Origin of the sequence: Mesorhizobium sp. NZP2077 (genome assembly GCF_013170805.1) — a bacterium.
Lineage (GTDB): Bacteria > Pseudomonadota > Alphaproteobacteria > Rhizobiales > Rhizobiaceae > Mesorhizobium.
Map to the genome: position 1 here is coordinate 1,310,485 of NZ_CP051293.1, position 21,700 is coordinate 1,332,184.

Sequence of the window (21,700 nt, forward strand, 5' to 3'; positions counted from 1 at the left end):
CCGCCCATCCTCAGTTTTTGTCAGAGCGCTTCCACGCACAGGGCGACGCCCATGCCGCCGCCGATGCACAGGGTGGCGAGGCCTTTCTTGGCGCCGCGGCGGCGCATCTCGAAAACCAGCGTGTTGAAGATGCGGGCGCCCGAGGCGCCGATCGGATGGCCGATGGCGATGGCGCCGCCATTGACGTTGACGATCGAGGGATCCCAGCCCATGTCCTTGTTGACGGCGCAGGCCTGGGCGGCAAAAGCCTCGTTGGCCTCGACCAGGTCGAGATCGCCGACCGACCAGCCGGCCTTTTCCAACGCCTTGCGCGAGGCGGGAATGGGCCCGGTGCCCATGATCGCCGGATCGACCCCGGCGGTTGCCCAGGACGCGATGCGCGCCAGCGGGGTTATGCCGCGCCTTACGGCTTCCGCTTCGCTCATCAGCAGCGCGCCGGCCGCGCCATCATTGATGCCGGAGGCGTTGGCTGCGGTCACCGTGCCGTCCTTGTCGAAGGCCGGCTTCAGCTTGGTCATGGCATCGATCGTGGCGCCGTGGCGGATGTACTCGTCCTGGTCGACAATGGTGTCGCCCTTCTTGCCCTTGATGGTGAAGGCGACGATCTCGTCCTTGAACTTGCCGGCCTTCTGCGCCGCCTCGGCCTTGTTCTGCGAGGCCAGCGCGAACTGGTCCTGATCGTCGCGGGTGATCTGGAACTGGCGGGCGACGTTTTCAGCGGTGTTGCCCATGTGATAGCCGTTGAAGGCATCCCACAACCCGTCCTTGATCATGGTGTCGATCATCTTGTAGTCGCCCATCTTGACGCCGGCGCGCAGATGCTCGGCGTGCGGCGACAGCGACATCGATTCCTGGCCGCCGGCGATGATCACCTTGGCGTCACCGGTGGCGATCTGCTGCATGCCGAGCGCGATGGCGCGCAGGCCCGAGCCGCAAACCTGATTGAGGCCCCAGGCGGTGGTCTCCTTGGGCAGGCCGGCGATGATCGAGGCCTGGCGGGCCGGGTTCTGCCCTTGAGCGGCGGTCAGCACCTGACCGAGGATGATCTCGTCGATCTCGGCGGCTTCGACACCGGCGCGCGACAAAAGTTCCTTGATGACGACGGCGCCGAGTTCATGTGCCGGGATGGCCGCGAAAGCACCGTTGAAGGAGCCGACGGCCGTGCGTGCGGCACTGGCGACAACGATGGAATTGGCAGAGGACATTTTCTTCTCCAGACTTCGAGCTGTCGTATTTTTGGGCATTGTTGGCGACTTTTCTTGCCCTTTCCATGATCCAAGTCAAACCGGAAATCGGCATGGCGCCGATGCGCCGCAAGCAGGTCACGCGTCGCGGTGCCGGCGGGCAGGCCGCTGCTGCGCAGCATATTTTGCCTGCTATGCAGCATTATGTGATCCCGCACTGCACAAACTGCTTGGAATTATGAGGCTTTTGCGCATATCCTCGAAAAGGGCGCAATCGTTACCGGCTGCTTACTCAGGCGTGCCGGTGTCCGGGGAGGATACAGATGGCCGCAAAAGACGAGCCGATCATTATCAAGAAATACGCCAATCGCCGGCTCTATAATACGGGGACGAGCACCTATGTGACGCTCGAGGATCTGGCCGAGATGGTCAAGAAGGGCGAGGAGTTCACCGTCCAGGACGCCAAGACCGGCGACGACATCACACATCCGGTGCTGACGCAGATCATTTTCGAACTGGAGAACAAGGATGGGCAGAACATGCTGCCGATCCCGTTCCTGTGCCAGCTGATCGCCTTCTACGGCGACCAGATGCAAATGATCGTGCCGAGCTTCCTCGAACAGTCTATGATCGCCTTCTCCAAGGAGCAGGAACGCTTCCGCGAGCAGATGAAGGGCGCCATCGGCAAGTCGCCGCTGGACGTGATGAAGATCGCGACGCCGATCAAGGCGCTGGAAGAACAGACGCGCCGCAACATGGAAATGTTCCAGAATGCGATGCGGCTGTTCACGCCGTTCCCGCCAGCTGGGTCCGCGCCAGCCGCAGCTCCAGCCGAGCCAGCCAAGAAGGAAGTGCCGGAAAAGTCCGACGACCTTCAGGAGCTGAAGAGCCAGATCGCGGCCATGCAGCGCAAGCTCGACACGATGTCGTAAGCCGACCGCCGGTAAGGCTCAGGCCAATCCGGCCGTGCCTTCTTATGCGTCGATCGTCATCTGCCACGATTCCCAGATCTCGTCGGCCCGCCCGTCAAGCGAGCGATAGAAAGCCTTGGCGGGCAGGTTGGATCGCAGCACCGTCCATTTGATGGCGGATGCACCAATGCCGATGGCATGGTCGCGGAGCCGTTTCACTAGGGCATGGCCGACCGACATGCCGCGCGCCGTCTCGGCCACGTAGAGTTCCTTCAGCCACACAACCGGCTTCAGGTCATAAGTCCACGGGATGAGGTAGTGGACGGCGATGCCGACGATCGCTCCGCCGACGTCCGCCACGAACACCCCGAAGCAGGGCGAAGGCCCCAGCCCGTGTTCGACGATGTCGGCTTCGGTGACACTGAACTTGTCGGCATAGCCTTCGAAGACGGCGAGGGCCCGCATGAGGACGAGTACCGCGCCGACATCCCCCCGCTCGAACGGACGGATGGCAACCGCCGTTTTGCGCGCGGGGCTCCGGGTCTGGATCATGCCCGCAGAGCACCGGGCTCCTTGCCGGAAGCGAAAGGAAGCTCTTCATCCTGCCAGCCGGTTATGCCGCCGTTCATGATCTTCACCGGCAGGCCGAGGCTGGCCAGCTTGAAAGCTGCCCGATCCGCGCCGTTGCAATGCGGTCCGGCGCAATAGGCGACGAACAGCGTGCCTGCCGGCCATTGTGCCATCCGCTCGGCCGATATCTCGCGGTGCGGCAGATGCAACGCGCCGGGCACATGGCGGCGTTCATAGGCTTCCGGCGAGCCGACCACATGCAGAAGGACAAAATCCGGCTCTCCAGTGCGCAGTGCTGCTGCAACGTCGGAACAGTCGGTCTCAACGGAAAGCCGGCGCAAGAAATGGTCTCGGGCAATCTCCGGCGATGCCGCAGGAATGTCTGTCACGTAGCTCATCAAGCTTCTCCATTGGCTGATGGAGCTGGTCTCCATCACTGATGGAGTTGAGGTAGCGCACCACACCGGGCGATTGCAGCTGGCGGATTTGCCATATATCGTCAAGATCATGCCAAATGTGCCCCCCGCCAATCGGCCTCTTGCCAATCCGCCCCTTGCCAATCCACTGGTCGTTGCTGTCGCCTATGACGGGCTGTGCACGTTCGAATTTGGCGTGGCGGCCGAGGTGTTCGCCTTGCCCCGACCGGAGATGGGTGCGGACTGGTACCGTTTTGCCGTCGCCGGCATAGACGCCGGTGAAATGCGGGCGATGGGCGGCGTGCGCATCGTCGCCGATGGCGGACCCGATCTGATCGGCGAGGCCGGCACGGTGATCGTGCCTGGATGGCGCGGCGTGGATTGTCCGGTACCGCTTTTGCTGATCGAGGCGCTTCGCAAGGCCAACGCGCGGGGCGCACGCATCCTGTCCATCTGTTCGGGTGTGTTCGTGCTTGCCGCCGCAGGCCTGCTCTCAGGCAAGAAGGCGACCACGCATTGGCGCTACAGCGAGAAACTGAGGGAGCTGTATCCCGACATCACCGTGGTTCCTGACGTTTTGTACATCGATGAGGGAAATGTCCTGACATCGGCCGGCAGCGCGGCCGGCATCGACCTTTGCCTGCACCTGGTTCGGCGCGATTTCGGCACAAAGGCGGCCAACATGGTGGCGCGTCGCCTGGTCGTGCCGCCGCATCGCGACGGCGGCCAGGCGCAGTTTGTAGAGAGTTCCGTTCCCGAGCCGCACGAACGCAGTCGGCTTGGGCCTTTGATCGACAGGATGCGCGCCGATATTTCCGCCGACTATCCCGTCGCCACCCTGGCCGGCCTGGCTGGAATGAGCGAGCGGACATTTCTGCGCCGCTTCGCGGCCGCAACCGGCGTCACACCGGCGCGATGGCTGCTCTCGGAACGGCTTTCGCGGGCGCGCACATTGCTGGAGGACACCGCCATGCCGATCGAGCGAATTGCCGAGACCGCCGGATTTGGCGCGGCAGGCACACTGCGGCATCACTTCCGGCAGCAATTCGCCACCACGCCCGCCGCGTACCGGGCACGGTTCGGGACCAATGCCAACTCCACCTGACCGCGCTGTAAGCTGTCAGGGCAAAAGTCCCTCATAACGGCCGCGCGGCCGGATGATGCTGCCGCTCACGATCTGTTCGACCATATGCGCGGCCCAGCCGACGCTGCGCCCAAGTGCGAACAGATGGAACGGCGCATCGCGCGGCAAGCCAAGACCGCGCGTCAGCACGGCCAGGGCAAAATCGATGTTCGGCTGGGCGCCGGTTGCTGCAATCGCTGCGGTTTCCAGTGACCGCAATGTGTCGTCAGGGTTGCCGATGGCCGCCAGAAGCGCCGTGGCGCGGGGATCGCCCTCAGGATAGAGCTGGTGGCCGAAGCCCGGCAAAGGCCGGTCATGGCCGAGCCAGCGTCGGATCGCGGTATCGGCGCCATGCCGCGCCGCATCTTCCGCCAACTGCATCACCGCTTCGCCGGCGCCGCCGTGGCGTGGGCCGGACAGTGTTGCGAGGCCCGCCAGCAGGCAAGCGGCGGGTGAGGCTCCGGTCGAGGCCGCGACGCGGGCCGCGAAGGTCGATGCGTTGAGCTCGTGATCGGCGAGCAGCACAAGCGCACGCCGGATCGCGTCCGCGCCGCCATCTTCGACCGCCCAGCCCCGCGCCAGTCGCCGATGCACCGGATCCGGTCCCGCCTCGGCACCAAGGGCACTGGCCAGCACACCGATCGCGCGTGCGGCGTCGGCGCACAACGAGGCACCGTTGCGGCCAAGCGAAGGCCGGCCCTGGCCGGCCAGCAAAGCAAGTTGCGCAAAGGCCGGGGCACGGCCGAACTGGCGCGGCGCATCCGGCTGCGGCGCTTCGAAACGGACCGGCTCAGACAAGGCCCAAAGCAGAGCGGCTGTCTCTTCCAGAGTGGCATGGTCGGCCAGCGCAGCGGCGTTCTTGCCCCGATAGATGAGCTGGCCGTGCCAAACGGTCGAAACCGCCGTGACGATCGACGGCTCGCCCCAGGCAATGGCGCTTTCGGCGATGGCTGACGGGCTGCGCCCGCGCGCCCGGCGGGTTGCGAGCGCCGCGATATCGTCGGCGCGATATTCGCTGCGGCGCGGATCAACCCGGTCCGGACGCATGCCGATGCGGCCGCGGCTGACATAGGCGTAAAGCGTCTGCGGCCTCACCTTGAGCCTTTCCAGCGCTTCTTCCCGCGACAACCATTCCGACATTTCGGGCCCTGATATTGATTCTATTGATCAAGATTGATGGCAACGCCGCCCAGCCTTATCTCCGATCCGGAAAAGCTTCAAGGAGACTAAGGCTATGGCGAATGGGCTCGATGACGTGGTGGCGGCTGAAACTGTGCTGTCAGACGTGGATGGTCTGGGCGGCCACCTGACGATCCGCGGCCATTCGCTGCCGGAACTGGCCGGACGATGGACCTATCCGCAAGTGGTTCGCCTGTTGCTGGATGGGTTCTTCGAGCATCTGCCTGGCGATGCCGAATTGGGCAAGGCACGCGTCGAGGTGTTCGAGCGGCTCAAGCCTTCGCTGCCGTTGTTGGCGTCGCTTGAAATCTACAGCGCCATGCGCGCCGGCATGGCCTTGTTGCCGGACGGCGAGACGCTGACGGACGCGCTTCGGCTGATTGCGGCGCCGGCGGTGCTGACGCCCGCCTTGCTGCGCCTGCAGCGCGGCGAGCAGCCGATCTCGCCGGATGGCAAGGCCGACCATGCCGCCGACATGCTGCGGATGCTCAGGGGTTCCGTTCCTTCGCCGGCCTTGGCGAAAGCGCTCGACACCTATCTGGTGACCGTCTGCGACCACGGCCTCAACGCCTCGACTTTCGCCACCCGCGTCGTTGCCTCGACATTGGCCGGGCTGACATCGTCGGTGCTGGCAGGGCTCGGCGCGCTCAAGGGGCCGCTGCATGGCGGCGCGCCCGGCCCCGTGATCGAGATGTTGGATGCGATCCAGGCGCATGGCGATGCCGCCGGCTGGCTGCGCGACGAGATCGCTGAGGGCAGGCGCATCATGGGCTTCGGCCATCGCATCTACCGCGTGCGCGATCCGCGCGCGGATGTGCTGAAGGCGGTGGTGCGGCAGCTCGGCAATGAGGGCGAAACCGGCCGCCGGCTGGCCTTCGCCGAAAAGGTCGAACAGACGGCGCTTGAAGTGCTGCGGATCGCCAAGCCGCAGCGCGCGCTGCAGACCAATGTCGAGTTCTACACCGCGCTCGTGCTGGAAGCTGCGGGTTTTCCGCCTGAAGCCTTCAGCAATGTCTTTGCCGCAGGGCGCGTTTCCGGCTGGATCGCGCATGCGCGCGAGCAGCAGACGACCGGACGGCTGATCCGCCCGCAATCGCGCTATATCGGCCCGGTGCCGGACCTCGTCGCTTAGGCGTCCTTGCCTGTTTCGAAAGACTCGGGGCTCCTCCGCTTCAAACGGAGGGGCTTTTCCGTATGACCGAAATTTCATGTGATCACGCGACCGTGTTCGTGTTCTTGCCTTGGTCCGTCCTTATATGCTGCACTGCAACATAGGCCGCCGGGGACTGCTTCCTTCAATGACGTGGGGGCAGGCAGGCGCATCAGGATGACAGGAACGCCATGACGAAGAACGGCAAGGCGGAGGAAAAGAAGAAGATCAACATCGCGCTTCAGGGCGGCGGCTCGCATGGCGCCTTTTCCTGGGGCGTGCTCGACCGGCTGCTGGAGGACGGCAGGCTGGAGATATCGGCCGTCTCCGGCACCAGCGCGGGCGCCATGAACGCCGTGGCGCTGGCCGACGGATATGTGAGCGGCGGTGTCGAGGGCGCGCGCAAGAAGCTGGACGATTTCTGGCGTGCTGTGGCGGCGAAAGGCCGGTTCAGCCCGGTGCAACGCCTGCCGTGGGACGTCGCCTGGGGCAATTGGTCGATCGAGAACACGCCTGGCTACGTCGTCTTCGACACCATCTCGCGGGTGTTTTCGCCCTATGTCGCCAACCCGCTCGGCCTCAATCCGCTGCGCGACGTGGTCGCACAGGAGATCGATTTCAAGAACGTCCGCGCCTGCAAATCGATGGAACTGTTCATTTCCGCCACCAATGTCGAGACCGGGCAGTTGCGGGTGTTTTCCGACGGCGAGATCGACCTCGATACGGTGATGGCCTCGGCCTGCCTGCCGCAATTGTTTCGTGCCGTCGAGATCAAGGGCGTGCCCTATTGGGATGGCGGCTATGGCGGCAACCCGGCGCTGTTCCCATTCTTCAAGACGGAAGCGACCGAGGACGTGCTTCTGGTGCAGATCAACCCGGTGGTGCGCGAGGGAACACCAAAGAGCGCCAACGAGATCCAGAACCGCATCGACGAGATCACCTTCAATGCCGGGCTGCTGCGCGAATTTCGTTCGATCGCCTTCGTCAAGGAACTGATCGCCGCCGGCCGTCTGCCGCATGGCGAGTACCGCGACATCCGTATGCATCGCATCGATGCCGACGAGGCGTTCAAGGACCTGTCGGCATCGTCCAAGGTCAACGCCGAATGGGCGTTCCTGAGCTATCTCAGAGACCTTGGCCGCACGGCGGCCAGCGACTGGCTGGAAGAGAACTACGATGCCGTCGGCAAGCGGCCTACGCTCGATCTCTCCGGCGAACTCGACGACGGTTTCAAGCCGGTGCGCGGGCCGGCGCCCGGCCGCCGGGTGAAGGAGTTTCTTGCAGCGCGCAAGAACCCGGAGGCGGAGCGCCGGCGGGCCTGAGCCCACCGGTTGCCGAAGGAGCGATAGCCGATCTGCGTCAGGCGCTGCCCGGCTATCCCCGGATCGATCAAGACCATCTGCGATCTCTTTCGGAAATCGGAACGGCTGATAGCGCGATCCGGCAAGGCAGCAACCTTTGCGTGCGGAGAACACTTCATCATGCTGACGCCTGCTGCCACCGACATCCTGACGAGGCGGTGCGATGTCGCTGGGCAATCGCAAGCGGAACGGTAGACACCAGCCCTGCGAATAACACAGAACATAGTCCGAGCCTCCGTAGCCGCAGCGTGCTCGCATCACCTTACGAACTGGTGGGCCACGCCGATCCTAACCGTTCCGGGGCCACGGGTGCCGGCGTTCTCGACGCTGGGTTCCATGTCAACAAACTGGCCTCAGGTGGTTCCCGATCGAACGGCATGCCCTGTAATTTCCCGAGCAATTCCAATGTATTGGTCGGGCGCCACGTCGCCCCGGTTTGATTTCGTTCGCTAACCGAAAATGATCTGGCCCGTCGGTCAGAATCCGCATTCGGTAAACGATTAGGCGAGTGATGGCGGCTGTATTTCGGGGAGCATCGCGCTGCCTGTCGGCGATAACCGATCGGTCGTTCGCGGTTGATCATGAGCGGCGGATCGTTAGCCGGCTGCAAGCCCGCTGAACCGGTATTTTAGCAGGTCGAGAAGAGTTTCGCGGCGGCCACACCTTGCCCGGCTACGCAATGCTGCTGCAACTTTCGGACTATATTGCGGTGCAACTTTGATGTAGAAGCGCGCTCGCCTATCACGGCAATTTGAACACGGTCAGGCGCGCACCCATATCGGCGACGCGCCCGCGTCATGAAGGCGCGGTGCTGGCCGAACCCGCAGTGGAAAAATGACGATGCCTAAAATCAGGTTTCACAAGCTTGCAGCCATTGTTGTGCTCATTGGTTTCGCGGCGTGGATGGGGACAGGCGAGTTCTCGTCGGTCGGCAGCGTAGCGGCCAACAAGGCCAAGGCGGCCGAAGTCGAGCAGGGCAAGACGCCGGACGCGAGCAAGCCGAAGGCCGCCGAAGCCGAACCGAAGGTGCCGCTGCGCACCGTCGCGGTGGTGACGCCGCCACGCAAGACCTATGCGCGCGCCATCCGCATTTCCGGGCTGACCGAGGCCGACAAGCGCGCGGTGCTTGCCACACGGGTCGCCGGCGTCATCGACAAGCTGCCGGTCAAGCAAGGCGATCACGTCAAGACCGGCGATCTGGTGCTGATGCTGGCCGCCGAGGAAAAGATCTCGATGGTCGACAATGCCAAGCAGCTTGTCGCGCAGCGGCAGGCCGAGCTGGACGCGTCGCTGCGGCTGATGAAATCAGGCAATCTGCCCAAGCTGCAGCTCGACACCGCCCGCTCCAATCTGACCCTGGCGCAATCGCAGCTGGATACCGCGCAGGCCGAGCTCGATCGCAACGAGGTCAAGGCACCTTTCGACGGCGTCATCGACCGGGTCCCCGTGGAACTCGGCAGCTCCGTCATGCAGGGCGGCGAGGTGGCGACCATCCTCAAGCTCGATCCGGTGATCGCGCGCGGCGAGATCAGCGAGCGCGACCTCGGCTATCTCAAGATCGCTGACAAGGCCAGCGTTCGGCTGGTCAGCGGCCAGACCGTCGAAGGCACCGTGCGCTATATCAGCCGCGACGCGTCGTCGGCGACCCGCACCTTCCGTGTCGAGGTTGCCATCCCCAATGCCGACGGCTCGGTGCCGGCCGGCATGACGGCGGAAATCCAGCTCAGCGCGCTGCCGACCGACGCGGTTCTGCTGCCGCGTTCGGTGGTGACGCTCGGCGACAAGGGCGATCTCGGCATCCGCGCCGTCGGCAAGGACAACAAGGTGGCGTTCTTCCCGATCGATCTTGTCGATGACACGCCGACCGGCCTCGTGCTTGGCGGCATCCCGGCCGACGCGCGCATCATCGTTGCCGGCCAGGAGCTGGTGAAGGAAGGCGATGAGGTCAAGCCGGTCGAAGCCGACCAGGCGACCATCAACAAGCTGATCGGCGAAGCCACCGGCGGGACGCAGTAGCGCAGGGGCGCCGGCGCCGGGCCTTGCCCGGCGACGTCAGTCCGTTCGCCGAAATCAACAGCAGGCACAAGTCATGGATATCGTCAGACTCGCAATCAACAATGCCCGCCTGACCATCTCGGTCCTGGTCTTCCTGCTGATTGCAGGCTGGGTCGCCTATCAGTCGACGCCGAAGGAAGCGGAACCCGACGTTCCGATTCCGATGATGTATGTCAGCCTGATCTATCAAGGCATTTCGCCTGAAGATTCCGAGCGCCTTCTGCTGCGGCCGATGGAAAGCAAGCTGAAAAGCCTGAAGGGCCTCAAGGAAATGCGCTCGGCTGCCTTCCAGGGTGGTGGCTATGTGCTGGTCGAGTTCCAGCCGCAGACCAACCTGGCGACGGCGCTGCAGGATACACGCTCCAAGGTGCAGGACGGCAAGGCCGACTTGCCGCAGGCGGCCGAGGAACCTGTCGTCACCGAGGTCAACATTTCCGAATTCCCGGTGCTCGTCGTCACTTTGTCCGGCGAACTGCCCGAACGCGTACTGGCCGCCGCGGCACGCGAGTTGCGTGACCGCATCGAGGAGGTACCGGGCGTTCTCGAAGGCTCGCTGCAGGGCTCACGCGACGATCTGGTCGAAGTCGTCATCGATCCGATGAAGCTGTCGTCCTACGGCTTGCAGCTGGATCAGCTGATCGGCGCCGTCGGCGCTTCCAACAGCCTTGTCGCCGCCGGCAACATCGAGGGCTCGGAAGGCAAATACGCCGTCAAGGTGCCATCACTGATCGAGACGCCCGAAGATGTGGCTGCACTCCCCGTGGTCGCCGGCCCCAATGCCGTGGTGCAGGCCAAGGACATCGCGACGATCCGCTCGACCTTCGCCGACGCCACGACGATCACGCGCCTGAACGGCAAGCCGGCCATCGCCATCGAAGTCAAGAAGCGCATCGGCGCCAATCTGATCGACACGCTGACGAAGGTGCGGGAGGTGTCCGATACCTTCGTCAAGACGATGCCAGAAGGGATGCACGTCACCTACACGCAGGACAAGTCGGTTTTCGTCAACCAGTTGCTGGGTGACCTACAGAACCACGTGATGATCGCCGTCATCCTGGTGTTCATCGTCATCCTCTACGCGCTGTCGGGCCGCGCCTCGCTGCTCATTGGCCTCGCCATCCCGTCGTCCTTCCTGATCGGCATCCTGTTGCTCGCCATGATGGGCTACACGATCAACATGATCGTGCTGTTCAGCCTCATCCTGGCGGTCGGCATGCTGGTCGACGACGCCATCATCGTCACCGAATTCGCCGAACGACGGATGAGCGAGGGCATGCCCAAGCAGGAAGCCTTCGCGCTTGCCGCCAAGCGCATGGCCGGTCCGGTCATCGCGGCGACGATGACGCGCATCGCCGCCTTCTCGCCGCTGCTGTTCTGGCCCGGCATCATCGGCGACTTCATGAAGTACATGCCGATCACGCTGATCGTCACGCTGTCGGCCTCGATGCTCTACGCGCTGGTCTTCGCGCCGACGCTGGGGGCGATCTTCGCCAAGGCGCCGCAGCATCACGAGGATGACAATCGCGACGGCTGGTACATGGCGGTCGTCAAGCAGGCGGTGCGCTTCCCCATTACCGTGCTGGTGCTCACCGTCGTGCTGCTGGCCGGCATCTTCGTTGGCTATTCGAAATATGGCGCCGGCGTCGAGTTCTTCCCGAGTGTCGAGCCCGACTACGGCCTGCTCTATGTGCACGCCCGCGGCAACCTTTCGCTGGCCGAAATGGACACGGCGACCAAGATTGCCGAAAATCGGCTGCTCGGTTGGCCAGGCCTGAAGTCGGTCTATACCCGCGTCGGCAAATCCGACGGCGGCGGCCAGGATGTGCCCGAAGACGTCGTCGGCGTCATCCAGTACGAGTTCACCGACTGGCGCGAACGGAAGTCGGCTAACCAGATCCTGAGCGACCTGCGCGGCGTGATGGCAGGCATTCCCGGCGTCGACGTCGAGGTGCGCGTGCCGGAGGCCGGCCCGCCGACCGGCAAGCCGATCCAGATCAGGCTTTCGGCCATCGACCCCGAGGGATTGGACGAGAAGGCGCGTGCGGTGGCGGCGCGTATCGCCAAGGTGCCCGGCGTTATCGACATTTCCGATGGCTTGCCGCCGCCCGGCGTCGACTGGGCGCTTGAGGTCGACCGCGCCAAGGCAGCGCAATATGGCATCAGCCCGACCTCGGTCGGGACGGTGGTGCAGCTCGTCACCAACGGCCTGAAGCTCTCGGAATACCGGCCCGCCGGTGCCGACAAGGCCGTCGACATCCGCCTGCGCTTGCCGGAGGACCGGCGCACGCTGTCGACGCTCGACGAGCTCAGGGTGCAGACCTCGCAAGGATCGGTGCCGATCTCCAACTTCGTCGTCCGCAAGGCGAAGCCGAGCGTCGGCATCCTCAACCGCATCGACGGCGCTCGCACCGTGGTGGTGCAGGCCAACGTCGCTGCCGGCGCCCAGGTCGCTGCCGTTCAGCAGGAGGTCACCCAGGCCGTCACCGATATGAATCTCGGCAGCGGCATCCGCTGGAAGCTCGCCGGCTCGAACGAGGACAGCGCCGAGGCCAGCGCCTTCCTCAGCAAGGCCTTCGGTGCGGCGATCTTCCTGATCTTCCTGGTGCTGCTGGCGCAGTTCAACAAGTTCACCAGCGTCTGGCTGGTGCTGTCCTGCGTGGTCATGGCGACGATCGGCGTGTTCCTTGGGCTGCTGATAACAGGCGAGACGTTCGGCATCGTCATGTCCGGCATTGGCGTTATCGCGCTGGCCGGCGTGGTGGTGAACAACAACATCGTGCTGATCGACACCTATGACCGGTTGCGTGATGAAGGCTGGGACAAGATGGAGGCCGTGCTGCAGACCTGCCGCGAGCGTGCGCGACCGGTGGTGCTGACGGCGGTGTCGGCCATTCTCGGCGTGCTGCCGATCGCCTTCGGCCTGGGGCTGGAAATCTTCCATCACGAGACGACGATCAACGCGCCGTCGACGCAGTGGTGGATTTCGCTGTCTTCGGCGATCGTCTTCGGCCTGTCCTTCGCGACCGTGCTGACGCTCGTGGTGACGCCGTCGATGCTGATGGTGTTCACCCGCGCCAAGGTCAAGCCCGGCGCCCGGCGCGGTCTGTTAAGCCGGCTGTTCCGGCGTGGCAAGGGCGAGATCTCATCGGATGCGCCGATAGCGGATGCCGAGCCTGCGATCGCCTTCCCGAAAGCCGCCGAATAGGCCGGTTGCCGATCTGACTGGCAAAGGCCGTCCGGAACAACCGGGCGGCCTTTTGCATTGTCCCCCCGGGGCAATGTGAAGACATTGCCCCGAAACAATGCGCGGGGAAGTCTCATGCCAATCACCACCATCGTCATCATCGTCCTGATTCTTATCCTCATCGGCGCGGTGCCGGCCTGGCCGCATTCGCGCTCCTGGGGTTATGGACCGTCGGGCATTCTTGGCGTGGTGCTGGTGGTGGTTCTGGTGTTGTTGCTGATGGGGCGGCTCTGAGCTGATGCGCCGACTCCAGCTTTGCGTTCAGGCAGCTTTCGACGTGCCCTTCACAGTGGCGATGCCGATATCCTCGAGCGCCTGGGCGACGGCCCGATTAAGCGGCGTGTGCGGGATTTCACCGATGATGCCTTCCAGCCGCGTCGAGGCCAATTGGTGCGGCTCGAAGCGCAGATAGGACATCGAGACGATCTCGCGCCACATTGCCACGAACGGGCTGCCGGCCCGCAGCACCCACCAAGGCATCGAGGTCATCTTGAGCGGTCGCCCGAGCGCCTTCTCTGCGGCGGCATTGATCTGCAGATCGGTGATCGCGTGGCCGGGAAAATTCAACGCCTCATAGGAGCCGAGCTTGTCGAGGTTCTTGGCTAATGCGACGAAACCCATAGCGAAGTCCGGCAGATAGGCCCATTCATGCACCAGGTCGGCCGGGCCGGGCGCGGTGTAGACGCCCTTGCTCATCTTGGCGGCGACGACCAGGTCGAACCACGAGCCGCTGCCGGTGCCGCCGAAGAAATCGCCGGCGCGCAGAAGAATGGTGCGCACCCGGCCCGCGTCCGCCTCACGGCGGAACAGATCCTCCATGGCACAGCGGATGCGGCCCTTTTCGGTCGTCGGGTGGAAAGGTGTGTCTTCGGTGATCGCCGCCGGCATTGGCGAGCCGTAATTGTAGACGGTGCCCGGGAAGAGGTGCAGCGCGTTGTTGGCATGGCAAGCGGCCATGACGTTTTCGGCCATCGGCAGGCATTTGCCCCAGTCGGTGTAGATCGGGTTGAGGCCGTTGAAGATGATGTCGACGCTCTCGGTGGCGCGGATCAGCGATTGACGGTCCAGCGCATCGCCGGCAACCGCCGTGGCGCCCTTGAGTTCCGCCGGCACCTTGCCGGTGCGGGTGATGGCGCGGACATCGAAACCGGCGTCGATGAAGGCTTTGCCGACGACGCGGCCGAGGCGGCCATTGGCGCCGAGAATTGCGATCTTGGTCATTTGAGTTCTCCTGCTTGGTGTTTGCTGGGGTGTCGTTGTTTGCAGGTCGAATATCGGCGCATCACATTCGAATAGAAATTGACTATGTATGGAGTTTTGATATTCAAAAATGAATGACGGACATCGATTGGAACCTGATCAAGAGTTTCGTCACGGTTGCGGAAACCGGCAGCCTGTCGGCGGCGGCGCGCAAACTGTCGGCCAGCCAGCCGACGCTTGGCCGTCACATCGGGGAGCTGGAACAGGCGCTGGGTGTCACGCTGTTCCGGCGCGGGCGAAACGGTTATGCGCTGACGGAAGCCGGCGCCACGCTGTTCGAGCGCGGCAAGGCGGTCAGCGAACAGGCGAGCGCCTTTTCACGGCTGGCGCTGGGTTCGGTCGAGGCCATCGAAGGCACGGTGCGCATTGCCGCCAGCGAAGTGGTGGCTGCCTATGTGCTGCCCGACATGATGGCGCGGCTCGGCATCGAGGAACCCGGCATTGAGGTCGAGATCGTTGCCTCGAACCAGGTCGAGAACCTGCTGCGCCGGGATGCCGACATCGCCATCCGCATGGTCAAGCCGGCGCAGAACGAACTGGTGGCGCGCAAGGTCTGCGATATCCCGCTCTGCGCCTGCGCGGCGGCCTCCTATCTTGATCGGCGTGGCCGCCCGCTCGGGTCCGCTGATCTCCTCAATCATGACCTGATAGGGTTCGATCGCAGCGATGAGATCATCCGAGGCTTCACGCAATTCGGCATCCCTGTCACCCGGGGCAGTTTCCGCTTCAGGGCCGACAACCAGATCGTTTTATGGGAGGCGGTGCGGGCGGGAAACGGCATTGGCCTTGGCCAGGAGCCGCTGGCCGATCGCGATCCGCTGGTGGAGAAGGTGTTGCCTGGCCTGCCGCTGCCAAGCCTGCCGGTGTGGCTGGCCATGCATCGCGATGTGCGCAGCAGCGTGCGCATCCGCCGCGTGGCGGATTTTCTCCACGAGGAGCTGAAATTCTATTCGGCGGGGGCGGCGGCGAATTCGGCGCGGTGAGCGAGGCCCGCCATCAGCAAGACGACGATCAGGAGCACCGACATGGCAATGAAGATCGGCCCGAAGCTGGAATGTTCGGCGACGAAGCCGATCGCCGACGGCGCCACCAGAATGCCGGAATAGCCCATGGTGGTGACGACGCTCATGCCGGTGCCCGACGACATGCCTTCCTGGTTGCCGCCGGCCGAAAAGATGATCGGCACCATGTTGGCGATGCCGAAGCCGCAAAGGGCAAAGGCCGCGATGGCGAGCCAGGGTGATGGCGACAGGCCGGCGACCAGCATGCCGGCGGCGGCAACGATGGCCGAACCACGCAGTGTCGTCACCGCGCCAAAGCGGTTGCGCACGCCGTCGCCGAAAAAGCGCATGATCGCCATGACGCCGGAAAAGGCGGCGTAGGCAAGACCGGCGACGGCAAGGTCGGCGCCAAGTTCCTGCCGGAGATACAGTGCCGCCCAGTCGAGCACCGCGCCTTCGGAGACCATCGTCAGCAGCGCCATCAGGCCGATCAGGTAGACCAGCGGGTTTGCCGGCAGCGTGAATTTATGATGCTCGGCCGCCTGCGGCCTGTCCTCGGCGACGAGACACCCGACCGCCATCGCGATCGCCGCGAAGGCAAGCGCGGTCACGACCGCGGCATGGGCGAGGTGGCTGTAGTGCTGGATGGCGAAGCCGCCGAGGGCGCCGCCGGCGAAGCCGCCGAGGCTCCAGAAGCCGTGCGAGGACGACATGATGGCGCGGGACAATTTTCGCTCGACCACCACCGCATTGGCATTCATGGCGACATCCATGCCGCCGATCGAGCCGCCGAAGATGAACATGGCGATGGCCGCCAGCGGTACGTTGGGCGCCAGGGCCACGACCAGCAGGCCGAGGCTGCCGCACAAGCCGAACCAGCGCAGCACGGTGCGCGAGCCGTGCTTCGAGATCAGGTGGCCACACCAGGTCATGGCTGTGACCGCGCCGGCGCCGAACAAAAGGATCAGCAGCCCAAGCGTGAATTTCGAAATGTCGAGCCGGGTCAGGAAGACAGGGATCTGCGGCGCCCAGCTGCCGGTCAGGAAGCCATTGGCGAGGAAAATGGCCGCCACGGCCGATCGCCCGCGAATGGCAGTCTGCATGGCGTTTTGCGCGTTCATAAGGCGAATCCGGTCAGGAAATGGCTTTGCGCGGCAAATTAGATCGATTCAATTCGTAGTCAAGAACCGGCCTTGAGGAAGTGCTTGGACCAAACGGAGGCTTGAAGCGATGGAGGGTGTGTCGACGGAGGACCTAATGGTCCTTCGGCCGCCTGGCCTCGAACTCCGCCTTCTTGGCATCCGATGCTTCAGTCTGGTTGAGTGCCTGCCATTGCGCATAAGGCATGCCGTAGACGATCTCGCGCGACAGGTCCTTGGAGAGATCGACGCCTTCGGCATTGGCTGCCTCGCGATACCAGTTCGACAGGCAGTTGCGGCAGAAGCCGGCGAGGTTCATCAGGTCGATATTCTGCACGTCGTTGCGTTCCCTGAGATGCTCGACGAGCCGGCGAAAGGCGGCGGCTTCGAAATCGCGCTTCTGCTCGTCGCTGAGTTCAGTCATCGAAACCTCCGTTATAACGGCCCGGTGCGAGAGCCGAACATCTTCACGACATGTATATCGGGACGACGGTCGATCGCGTCAACGATCGGCGCCAGACGCTCGGCCCAGTCGAGTGCGCCCTTCTGATCCGCTATCAGGTCCTGGCGGATCTCGATCAGCGCGTGGGCATAGCCGTTGACGATGGCGTGTTTGAACATGGTGTCGCCGCGCAGCGCGCCGTCATAAGGCTCATTGTCGCCGACGAGGAGTTTTTTGTCCTCGGCCAGCATATCGATGAGCGGCCGCGCTACCCGGTCGTCCAGATCCCAGAGAATGCCGACATGCCAGGGACGCTGCCTGCCCTGCATGACTGGCGTGAAGGAATGCACCGAGAAGATGAAAGGCGCCTGGCCAGAAGCCTGCGCGACGGAAGCGATCATGGCGCCGACGGCGTCGTGATAGGGCCGGTAGAAGCGGTCGAGCCGCCTTTCGCGTTCCTCCGGCGCCATAGGATAGTTTCCCGGCACGACGGTGCCGTCATAGAGCTGGCGAATAAGCGTGGGATCGTCCTCGCCGCGATTGGGATCGATCAACAGCCGTGAAAAATTGGCGATCAGCGCCGGCACGCCGAGCGAGGCGGCGAGCTCGCGCGTCACCGCCTCGACGCCGATATCGTAGGCGATGTGGCGGTCTAATTCCGCCGCGGGCAGGCCGAGGCTGCCATACTCGTCGGGCAGGTCGCGGCGGGCATGATCGGCCAGAAGCACGATGCCCCGCTTGCGGTCGCCCTCGACAATGTCGAGAGGCGCGAAAACTGTGGATCGGGTCATTGGCGGGAAATGGTCTGTTCGCTGGCTTCCGGGGAGGGTGCTATCGTCATTCCACGAAGACGACGCGTGTGCAATGCCGTTGTTTGGCCAAGGTTTCCCGGGAAATCTGGCAAGGGGCGACGGATAGTGCGCCGGCAGCCTTCCTAAATCGATTGGAATTGATCAAAACGGCGCGTTGACATGCGCCCGGACTTTTCCGAAAAGGGGCGCAGAGAGATGCTGATGTGGTTGTTGAGGGGTTTTGGGATGGGTTCCGCCGGCAGGCAGCGCATGCGCTCTGCCTTTGCCATGCCGCTCCTGACCTTGACCATTGGCCTGTCGGCGATGGTCATGGCCTCGCCGGCGCGCGCCGATTTCCGCGTCTGCAACGCCACACAGAACCTGGTCGGTGTCGGCATCGGCTATCGCGCCAAGGCCGGCTGGATCACCGAAGGCTGGTGGCACATTGAAGGATCGAGCTGCAAGACGTTGATCGAAGGGCCGCTGTCATCAAGGTTTTACTATCTTTATGCAGAAGACGCAGAGCGCGGTGGACGCTGGGACGGCCCGATCAACATGTGCGTGGCTGAAAAAGAGTTCAAGATCGCCGGCGTAAACGACTGCGTCGCCCGGGGCTTCCAGCGCGCCGGATTTCAGGAATATGACACGGGCGAACAGGCAAGCTGGATGGTCCAGCTGACCGATGAGCCCGCAACGGGAGGCGCTCCAGCCGCCCCGGGAACCAACAGTCAATGAGACGCAGCCGCAAGGTCAAGATCCTAGCCACAATCGGTCCGGCCTCCTCTTCCGAGGAGATGCTGAAGAAATTGTTCGAAGCGGGCGCCGATGTGTTCCGCATCAATATGAGCCATACCGATCACGAACTGATGCGCACGCTGGTCGGCCGCATCCGCGCCGTCGAGGAAAAGGTCGGCCGGCCTATCGGCATCCTCGCCGACCTGCAGGGCCCCAAGCTGCGCGTCGGCAAGTTCGCCAATGGCAAGGAAGTGCTGACACAAGGCCAGACCTTCACGCTCGACGACAATCCGGAGCCCGGCACGTCGACCAGGGTCTATCTGCCGCATCCGGAAATCCTGAGTTCGGTCGAGCCTGGTCACCGTCTTTTGATCGATGACGGCAAGCTCGAACTGAAGGCGGTGAAGAGCGACGGCAAGTCGATCGTCTGCACCGTCATTGCCGGCACCACGATTTCCGACAAGAAGGGCGTCAGCCTGCCCGATACCGACCTGCCGGTCGGCGCGCTGACCGAGAAGGACCGCAAGGACCTCGACGCGGTGCTCGCCACGGGCGTCGACTGGGTCGCACTGTCCTTCGTGCAGCGGCCGGAAGATCTGGCCGAGGCGCGCAAGATCGCGCGCGGCCGGGCGCTGATCATGGCCAAGATCGAAAAGCCGCAGGCCGTCGCCCGCCTGGCCGAGATCATCGAACTGTCCGACGCGCTGATGGTCGCCCGCGGCGATCTCGGTGTCGAAATGCCGCTGGAAGCCGTGCCCGGCATCCAGAAGCAGATCACCCGCGCCGCGCGCCGCGCCGGCAAGCCGGTGGTGGTCGCCACGCAGATGCTGGAATCGATGATCACCGCACCGGTGCCGACCCGCGCCGAAGTGTCCGACGTCTCGATCGCCGTCTTCGAGGGTGCCGACGCCATCATGCTGTCGGCGGAATCGGCGGCGGGCGCCTATCCCGTCGAAGCCGTGGCGATGATGAACCGCATCGCGACCAAGGTCGAAACCGACCCGACCTATGCTGGCATCATCAACGCTCAGCGCTCCGAGCCGGAAGCGACCGGCGCGGATGCCATTTCGCTGGCCGCCCGCGAAATCGCCGAGACGCTGAAACTGGCGGCGATCATCACCTACACGGCGTCCGGCACCACCGGCCTGCGCGCCGCGCGCGAACGGCCGCAGGTGCCGATCATAGCGCTGTCGCCGATCCTCAACACCGCGCGGAGGCTGTCGCTCTTGTGGGGCACGCATTGCGTTGTCTCGCCCGATGCGACCGATCTCGACGACATGGTCAACCGCGCCTGCCGCATTGCGCTGGAAGAAGGCTTCGGCAAGCCGGGCGATCGCGTCATCATCACGGCCGGTGTGCCGCTGAGGACGCCCGGCTCGACCAACATGCTGCGCATCGCCTATGTCGGGTCGGAAGCACAGGCCGGCCACTAAGCCCGGTCTGCTCCAAACATCGACTTGAAGCGCGTCGCGCTTCAAGTCTGTACGCCAGGGGCCGAACTGCTCGGACCCGTTGCAATTGCAAGCACTCTTGCCGCGGTTTTGGCGTGCTCTATGCGCCCAAGGAACCGAACAGCGCGCGGGACAGGGTCCCATAGATACTGATCCGGACCTCGCATCTTTCTCCGATTGACTTCGGCGGTGTCGAGCAGATCGAAATCGACCCTTTCCAGCGTGCAGTGCCAACCGGCGCCGTGCGAAGCCCATCCTCTTCGATGGTGTTCCAGAAGCCGCTCACGGATGGAATAGCCGTGGTAGTCGAAGGCGATCACGCCGTTCGTCACAAAGATATGGTTTCCGGAAAAATCCCCACCCGGAATGATCCGCTCGCCGTAAAATCCGTCCATGGGAGGTATTTGAGGAAGGTACCCGCCAGGATGGGACAGGCGCCGTAACCGAAGAAGATGCGGTCCGGCAGCGCCCAGAATTTTTCAGGGTTTTTCTTGATGCCGTGCTTCAGGACATACATGCCCTGTCAGGTCGGGGCGAGTTCGGCTTCAGGGACTTTGAGGTCGGCGCATTTGCCGGCGCCATAGGTGTCGCCGGCGATCCGGGCTTCCACTGTCCTGGCCATCGCCTTCAGATCGACGTCCTTGCCGGCGACCTCGCCGATGGCACCGACGACGAGGTCGGCGGCGATCCAGTCGGGCTTGTGACCGAGATTGTGCACCCAGACGAGTTCGGCGCCTGCTATGTCGCGCACCAGGCCGACGGAATGGATATGCGCGTAGACGACCTTGTCGCGGTCGCCGGAGATGACCACGGTCGGCGCGGTGATCTGGTTGTAGTGTGGTGCGGCGCCAAGTGCATAGGCATAGAGCCCCGCAACGTCGGTGGCGTTGGCGCGAAAGGCCGGCGGCCGCAGCACCAGCGGGATCTCGGCTGTGTTGAGATAATTGTCCGGCACCTTGTTGGGCGAGAACACGCAGGTCGTGGCATCGGCCATTTGCAGCGTTCCGGCCGGGTAGGTCAGTGTCTCGGAAAACAGCCGGCCGATCAAAGGAATGGTGGTCAAGTCGTAGTACCAGGACGTCGCGCCACCCGGCCAGGGATGGGTCGCCGGTGCCAGGAAGACGAGACCGAGCGTCTTGTCGGCATGCTCGCGGCCGAAAGCCGCCGTCACCACGCCGCCGAAGGAATGGCCGACGATGATCGCCTTCTTGATGCCGAGACGGTCCATCAGGGTGGCGATGGTGTTGGCCTGCGCCGACGGATCCTCATTATTGCCGGGGCCGCGCCCGGACCAGCCAAAGCCCGGTCGGTCGAAGAAAAGCATCTCAGTGCGGCCTTCGAGCAGTGGCCGCAGCGGCAACATCTGATCCCGGAGGTTGGCGCTGGCGCCATGGATGAAGACGATCGGCGGCAGGTCCGCATTGGCCGGGGCGGGAATGTGGACATAGTGGATGCGCGCGCCGCCGATGTCGGCGAATTCACCGATCGGCTGATAGCGGCGCTCGATCAGCCACGAGCCGACGCGAGTAACGCCGACCAGGGTGAAGACAAGTGCGAAAAGGAAGGCGAGCGCGGCGTAGATCAGGTTCATGCGGGGATATACGGGGGTGGGACCGGATTAGTTTTGGGGGGATGGGCAGTAGGGCAGCAGGGCAGCAGGGCAGTAGGGCAGTAGGGCAGTAGGGCAG

22 protein-coding genes are annotated in these 21,700 nt (G+C 63.9%); 11 read left to right on the top strand and 11 right to left on the bottom strand.

Annotated features, from left to right (window positions below; genetic code table 11):
* Positions 1–20: 20 nt before the first annotated feature.
* Complete coding sequence (locus HGP13_RS06385; protein WP_172222909.1) at positions 21–1,205, bottom strand: acetyl-CoA C-acetyltransferase; 1,185 nt, start codon at positions 1,203–1,205, stop codon at positions 21–23.
* Between the two features lie 41 nt (positions 1,206–1,246).
* On the opposite strand from HGP13_RS06385, the gene HGP13_RS06390 reads away from it, so the two are divergent.
* Positions 1,247–1,426, top strand: coding sequence for a hypothetical protein (locus tag HGP13_RS06390; protein ID WP_172222912.1), 180 nt, complete (start codon positions 1,247–1,249; stop codon positions 1,424–1,426).
* An 81-nt stretch (positions 1,427–1,507) separates the two neighbouring features.
* A complete protein-coding gene (phaR, locus tag HGP13_RS06395; protein ID WP_172222915.1) occupies positions 1,508–2,116 on the top strand; it encodes a polyhydroxyalkanoate synthesis repressor PhaR in 609 nt (202 codons plus the stop codon).
* A gap of 42 nt (positions 2,117–2,158) precedes the next feature.
* On the opposite strand, the gene HGP13_RS06400 is transcribed toward phaR, so the two are convergent.
* Positions 2,159–2,647: a GNAT family N-acetyltransferase gene (locus tag HGP13_RS06400; RefSeq protein WP_172222919.1), complete on the bottom strand. Its 489-nt coding sequence runs from the start codon at positions 2,645–2,647 to the stop codon at positions 2,159–2,161.
* Entirely contained in the window at positions 2,644–3,063 is a 420-nt protein-coding gene (locus HGP13_RS06405) for a rhodanese-like domain-containing protein (protein ID WP_172222922.1), read from the bottom strand. The genes HGP13_RS06400 and HGP13_RS06405 overlap by 4 nt, the downstream gene beginning before the upstream one ends.
* A gap of 109 nt (positions 3,064–3,172) precedes the next feature.
* Between HGP13_RS06405 and ftrA the strand changes: the two genes are divergently transcribed.
* Positions 3,173–4,186: a transcriptional regulator FtrA gene (gene ftrA / locus HGP13_RS06410; RefSeq protein ID WP_172222925.1), complete on the top strand. Its 1,014-nt coding sequence runs from the start codon at positions 3,173–3,175 to the stop codon at positions 4,184–4,186.
* A gap of 15 nt (positions 4,187–4,201) precedes the next feature.
* On the opposite strand, the gene HGP13_RS06415 is transcribed toward ftrA, so the two are convergent.
* Positions 4,202–5,344, bottom strand: coding sequence for a citrate synthase (locus tag HGP13_RS06415; protein WP_172222928.1), 1,143 nt, complete (start codon positions 5,342–5,344; stop codon positions 4,202–4,204).
* A gap of 94 nt (positions 5,345–5,438) precedes the next feature.
* Here HGP13_RS06415 and HGP13_RS06420 point away from each other — a divergent pair, with 94 nt between their 5' ends.
* The 5 genes from HGP13_RS06420 to HGP13_RS06440 all read left to right on the top strand — a co-directional run bounded on the left by HGP13_RS06420 (position 5,439) and on the right by HGP13_RS06440 (position 13,427).
* The gene (locus tag HGP13_RS06420) at positions 5,439–6,515 is read left to right on the top strand and encodes a citrate synthase/methylcitrate synthase (RefSeq protein WP_172222931.1); all 1,077 of its coding nucleotides are present in this window, start codon (positions 5,439–5,441) and stop codon (positions 6,513–6,515) included.
* Between the two features lie 209 nt (positions 6,516–6,724).
* A complete protein-coding gene (locus HGP13_RS06425; protein WP_172222934.1) occupies positions 6,725–7,855 on the top strand; it encodes a patatin-like phospholipase family protein in 1,131 nt (376 codons plus the stop codon).
* Between the two features lie 879 nt (positions 7,856–8,734).
* Positions 8,735–9,910 (top strand): efflux RND transporter periplasmic adaptor subunit, encoded by a 1,176-nt coding sequence (locus HGP13_RS06430; RefSeq protein ID WP_172222937.1) that lies wholly within the window; start codon positions 8,735–8,737, stop codon positions 9,908–9,910.
* Positions 9,911–9,983: 73 nt separating this feature from the next.
* Entirely contained in the window at positions 9,984–13,154 is a 3,171-nt protein-coding gene (locus HGP13_RS06435; protein ID WP_172222940.1) for an efflux RND transporter permease subunit, read from the top strand.
* 114 nt (positions 13,155–13,268) lie between these two features.
* Entirely contained in the window at positions 13,269–13,427 is a 159-nt protein-coding gene (locus HGP13_RS06440) for a DUF3309 family protein (protein ID WP_172222942.1), read from the top strand.
* A gap of 27 nt (positions 13,428–13,454) precedes the next feature.
* Here HGP13_RS06440 and HGP13_RS06445 read toward each other — a convergent pair whose 3' ends face one another.
* Positions 13,455–14,414, bottom strand: a complete 960-nt coding sequence (locus HGP13_RS06445) for an SDR family oxidoreductase (protein ID WP_172222945.1) — start codon at positions 14,412–14,414, stop codon at positions 13,455–13,457.
* Between the two features lie 113 nt (positions 14,415–14,527).
* Here HGP13_RS06445 and HGP13_RS06450 point away from each other — a divergent pair, with 113 nt between their 5' ends.
* Entirely contained in the window at positions 14,528–15,436 is a 909-nt protein-coding gene (locus HGP13_RS06450; RefSeq protein WP_172222948.1) for a LysR family transcriptional regulator, read from the top strand.
* Here the strand turns inward: HGP13_RS06450 and HGP13_RS06455 are convergent.
* The 4 genes from HGP13_RS06455 to HGP13_RS37755 all read right to left on the bottom strand — a co-directional run bounded on the left by HGP13_RS06455 (position 15,400) and on the right by HGP13_RS37755 (position 18,158).
* Positions 15,400–16,575 (bottom strand): MFS transporter, encoded by a 1,176-nt coding sequence (locus tag HGP13_RS06455; RefSeq protein WP_172222951.1) that lies wholly within the window; start codon positions 16,573–16,575, stop codon positions 15,400–15,402. The two genes, HGP13_RS06450 and HGP13_RS06455, sit on opposite strands and share 37 nt — an antisense overlap.
* A 133-nt stretch (positions 16,576–16,708) precedes the next feature.
* Positions 16,709–17,017, bottom strand: a complete 309-nt coding sequence (locus HGP13_RS06460) for a DUF1244 domain-containing protein (RefSeq protein ID WP_172222954.1) — start codon at positions 17,015–17,017, stop codon at positions 16,709–16,711.
* A gap of 11 nt (positions 17,018–17,028) precedes the next feature.
* A complete protein-coding gene (locus HGP13_RS06465) occupies positions 17,029–17,826 on the bottom strand; it encodes an N-formylglutamate amidohydrolase (RefSeq protein WP_172222956.1) in 798 nt (265 codons plus the stop codon).
* Between the two features lie 143 nt (positions 17,827–17,969).
* Positions 17,970–18,158, bottom strand: coding sequence for a hypothetical protein (locus tag HGP13_RS37755; RefSeq protein WP_246707504.1), 189 nt, complete (start codon positions 18,156–18,158; stop codon positions 17,970–17,972).
* Between HGP13_RS37755 and HGP13_RS06470 the strand changes: the two genes are divergently transcribed.
* Complete coding sequence (locus HGP13_RS06470) at positions 18,115–18,561, top strand: DUF1036 domain-containing protein (protein ID WP_246707430.1); 447 nt, start codon at positions 18,115–18,117, stop codon at positions 18,559–18,561. The two genes, HGP13_RS37755 and HGP13_RS06470, sit on opposite strands and share 44 nt — an antisense overlap.
* A complete protein-coding gene (pyk, locus tag HGP13_RS06475; RefSeq protein WP_172222962.1) occupies positions 18,558–19,994 on the top strand; it encodes a pyruvate kinase in 1,437 nt (478 codons plus the stop codon). The genes HGP13_RS06470 and pyk overlap by 4 nt, the downstream gene beginning before the upstream one ends.
* A gap of 346 nt (positions 19,995–20,340) precedes the next feature.
* Here the strand turns inward: pyk and HGP13_RS37760 are convergent, their stop codons facing one another.
* Together HGP13_RS37760 and HGP13_RS06485 are read right to left on the bottom strand one after the other, a co-directional pair.
* Complete coding sequence (locus tag HGP13_RS37760; protein ID WP_246707300.1) at positions 20,341–20,529, bottom strand: hypothetical protein; 189 nt, start codon at positions 20,527–20,529, stop codon at positions 20,341–20,343.
* Between the two features lie 6 nt (positions 20,530–20,535).
* Positions 20,536–21,603, bottom strand: coding sequence for an alpha/beta hydrolase (locus HGP13_RS06485; protein WP_172222964.1), 1,068 nt, complete (start codon positions 21,601–21,603; stop codon positions 20,536–20,538).
* Positions 21,604–21,700 lie beyond the last annotated feature (97 nt).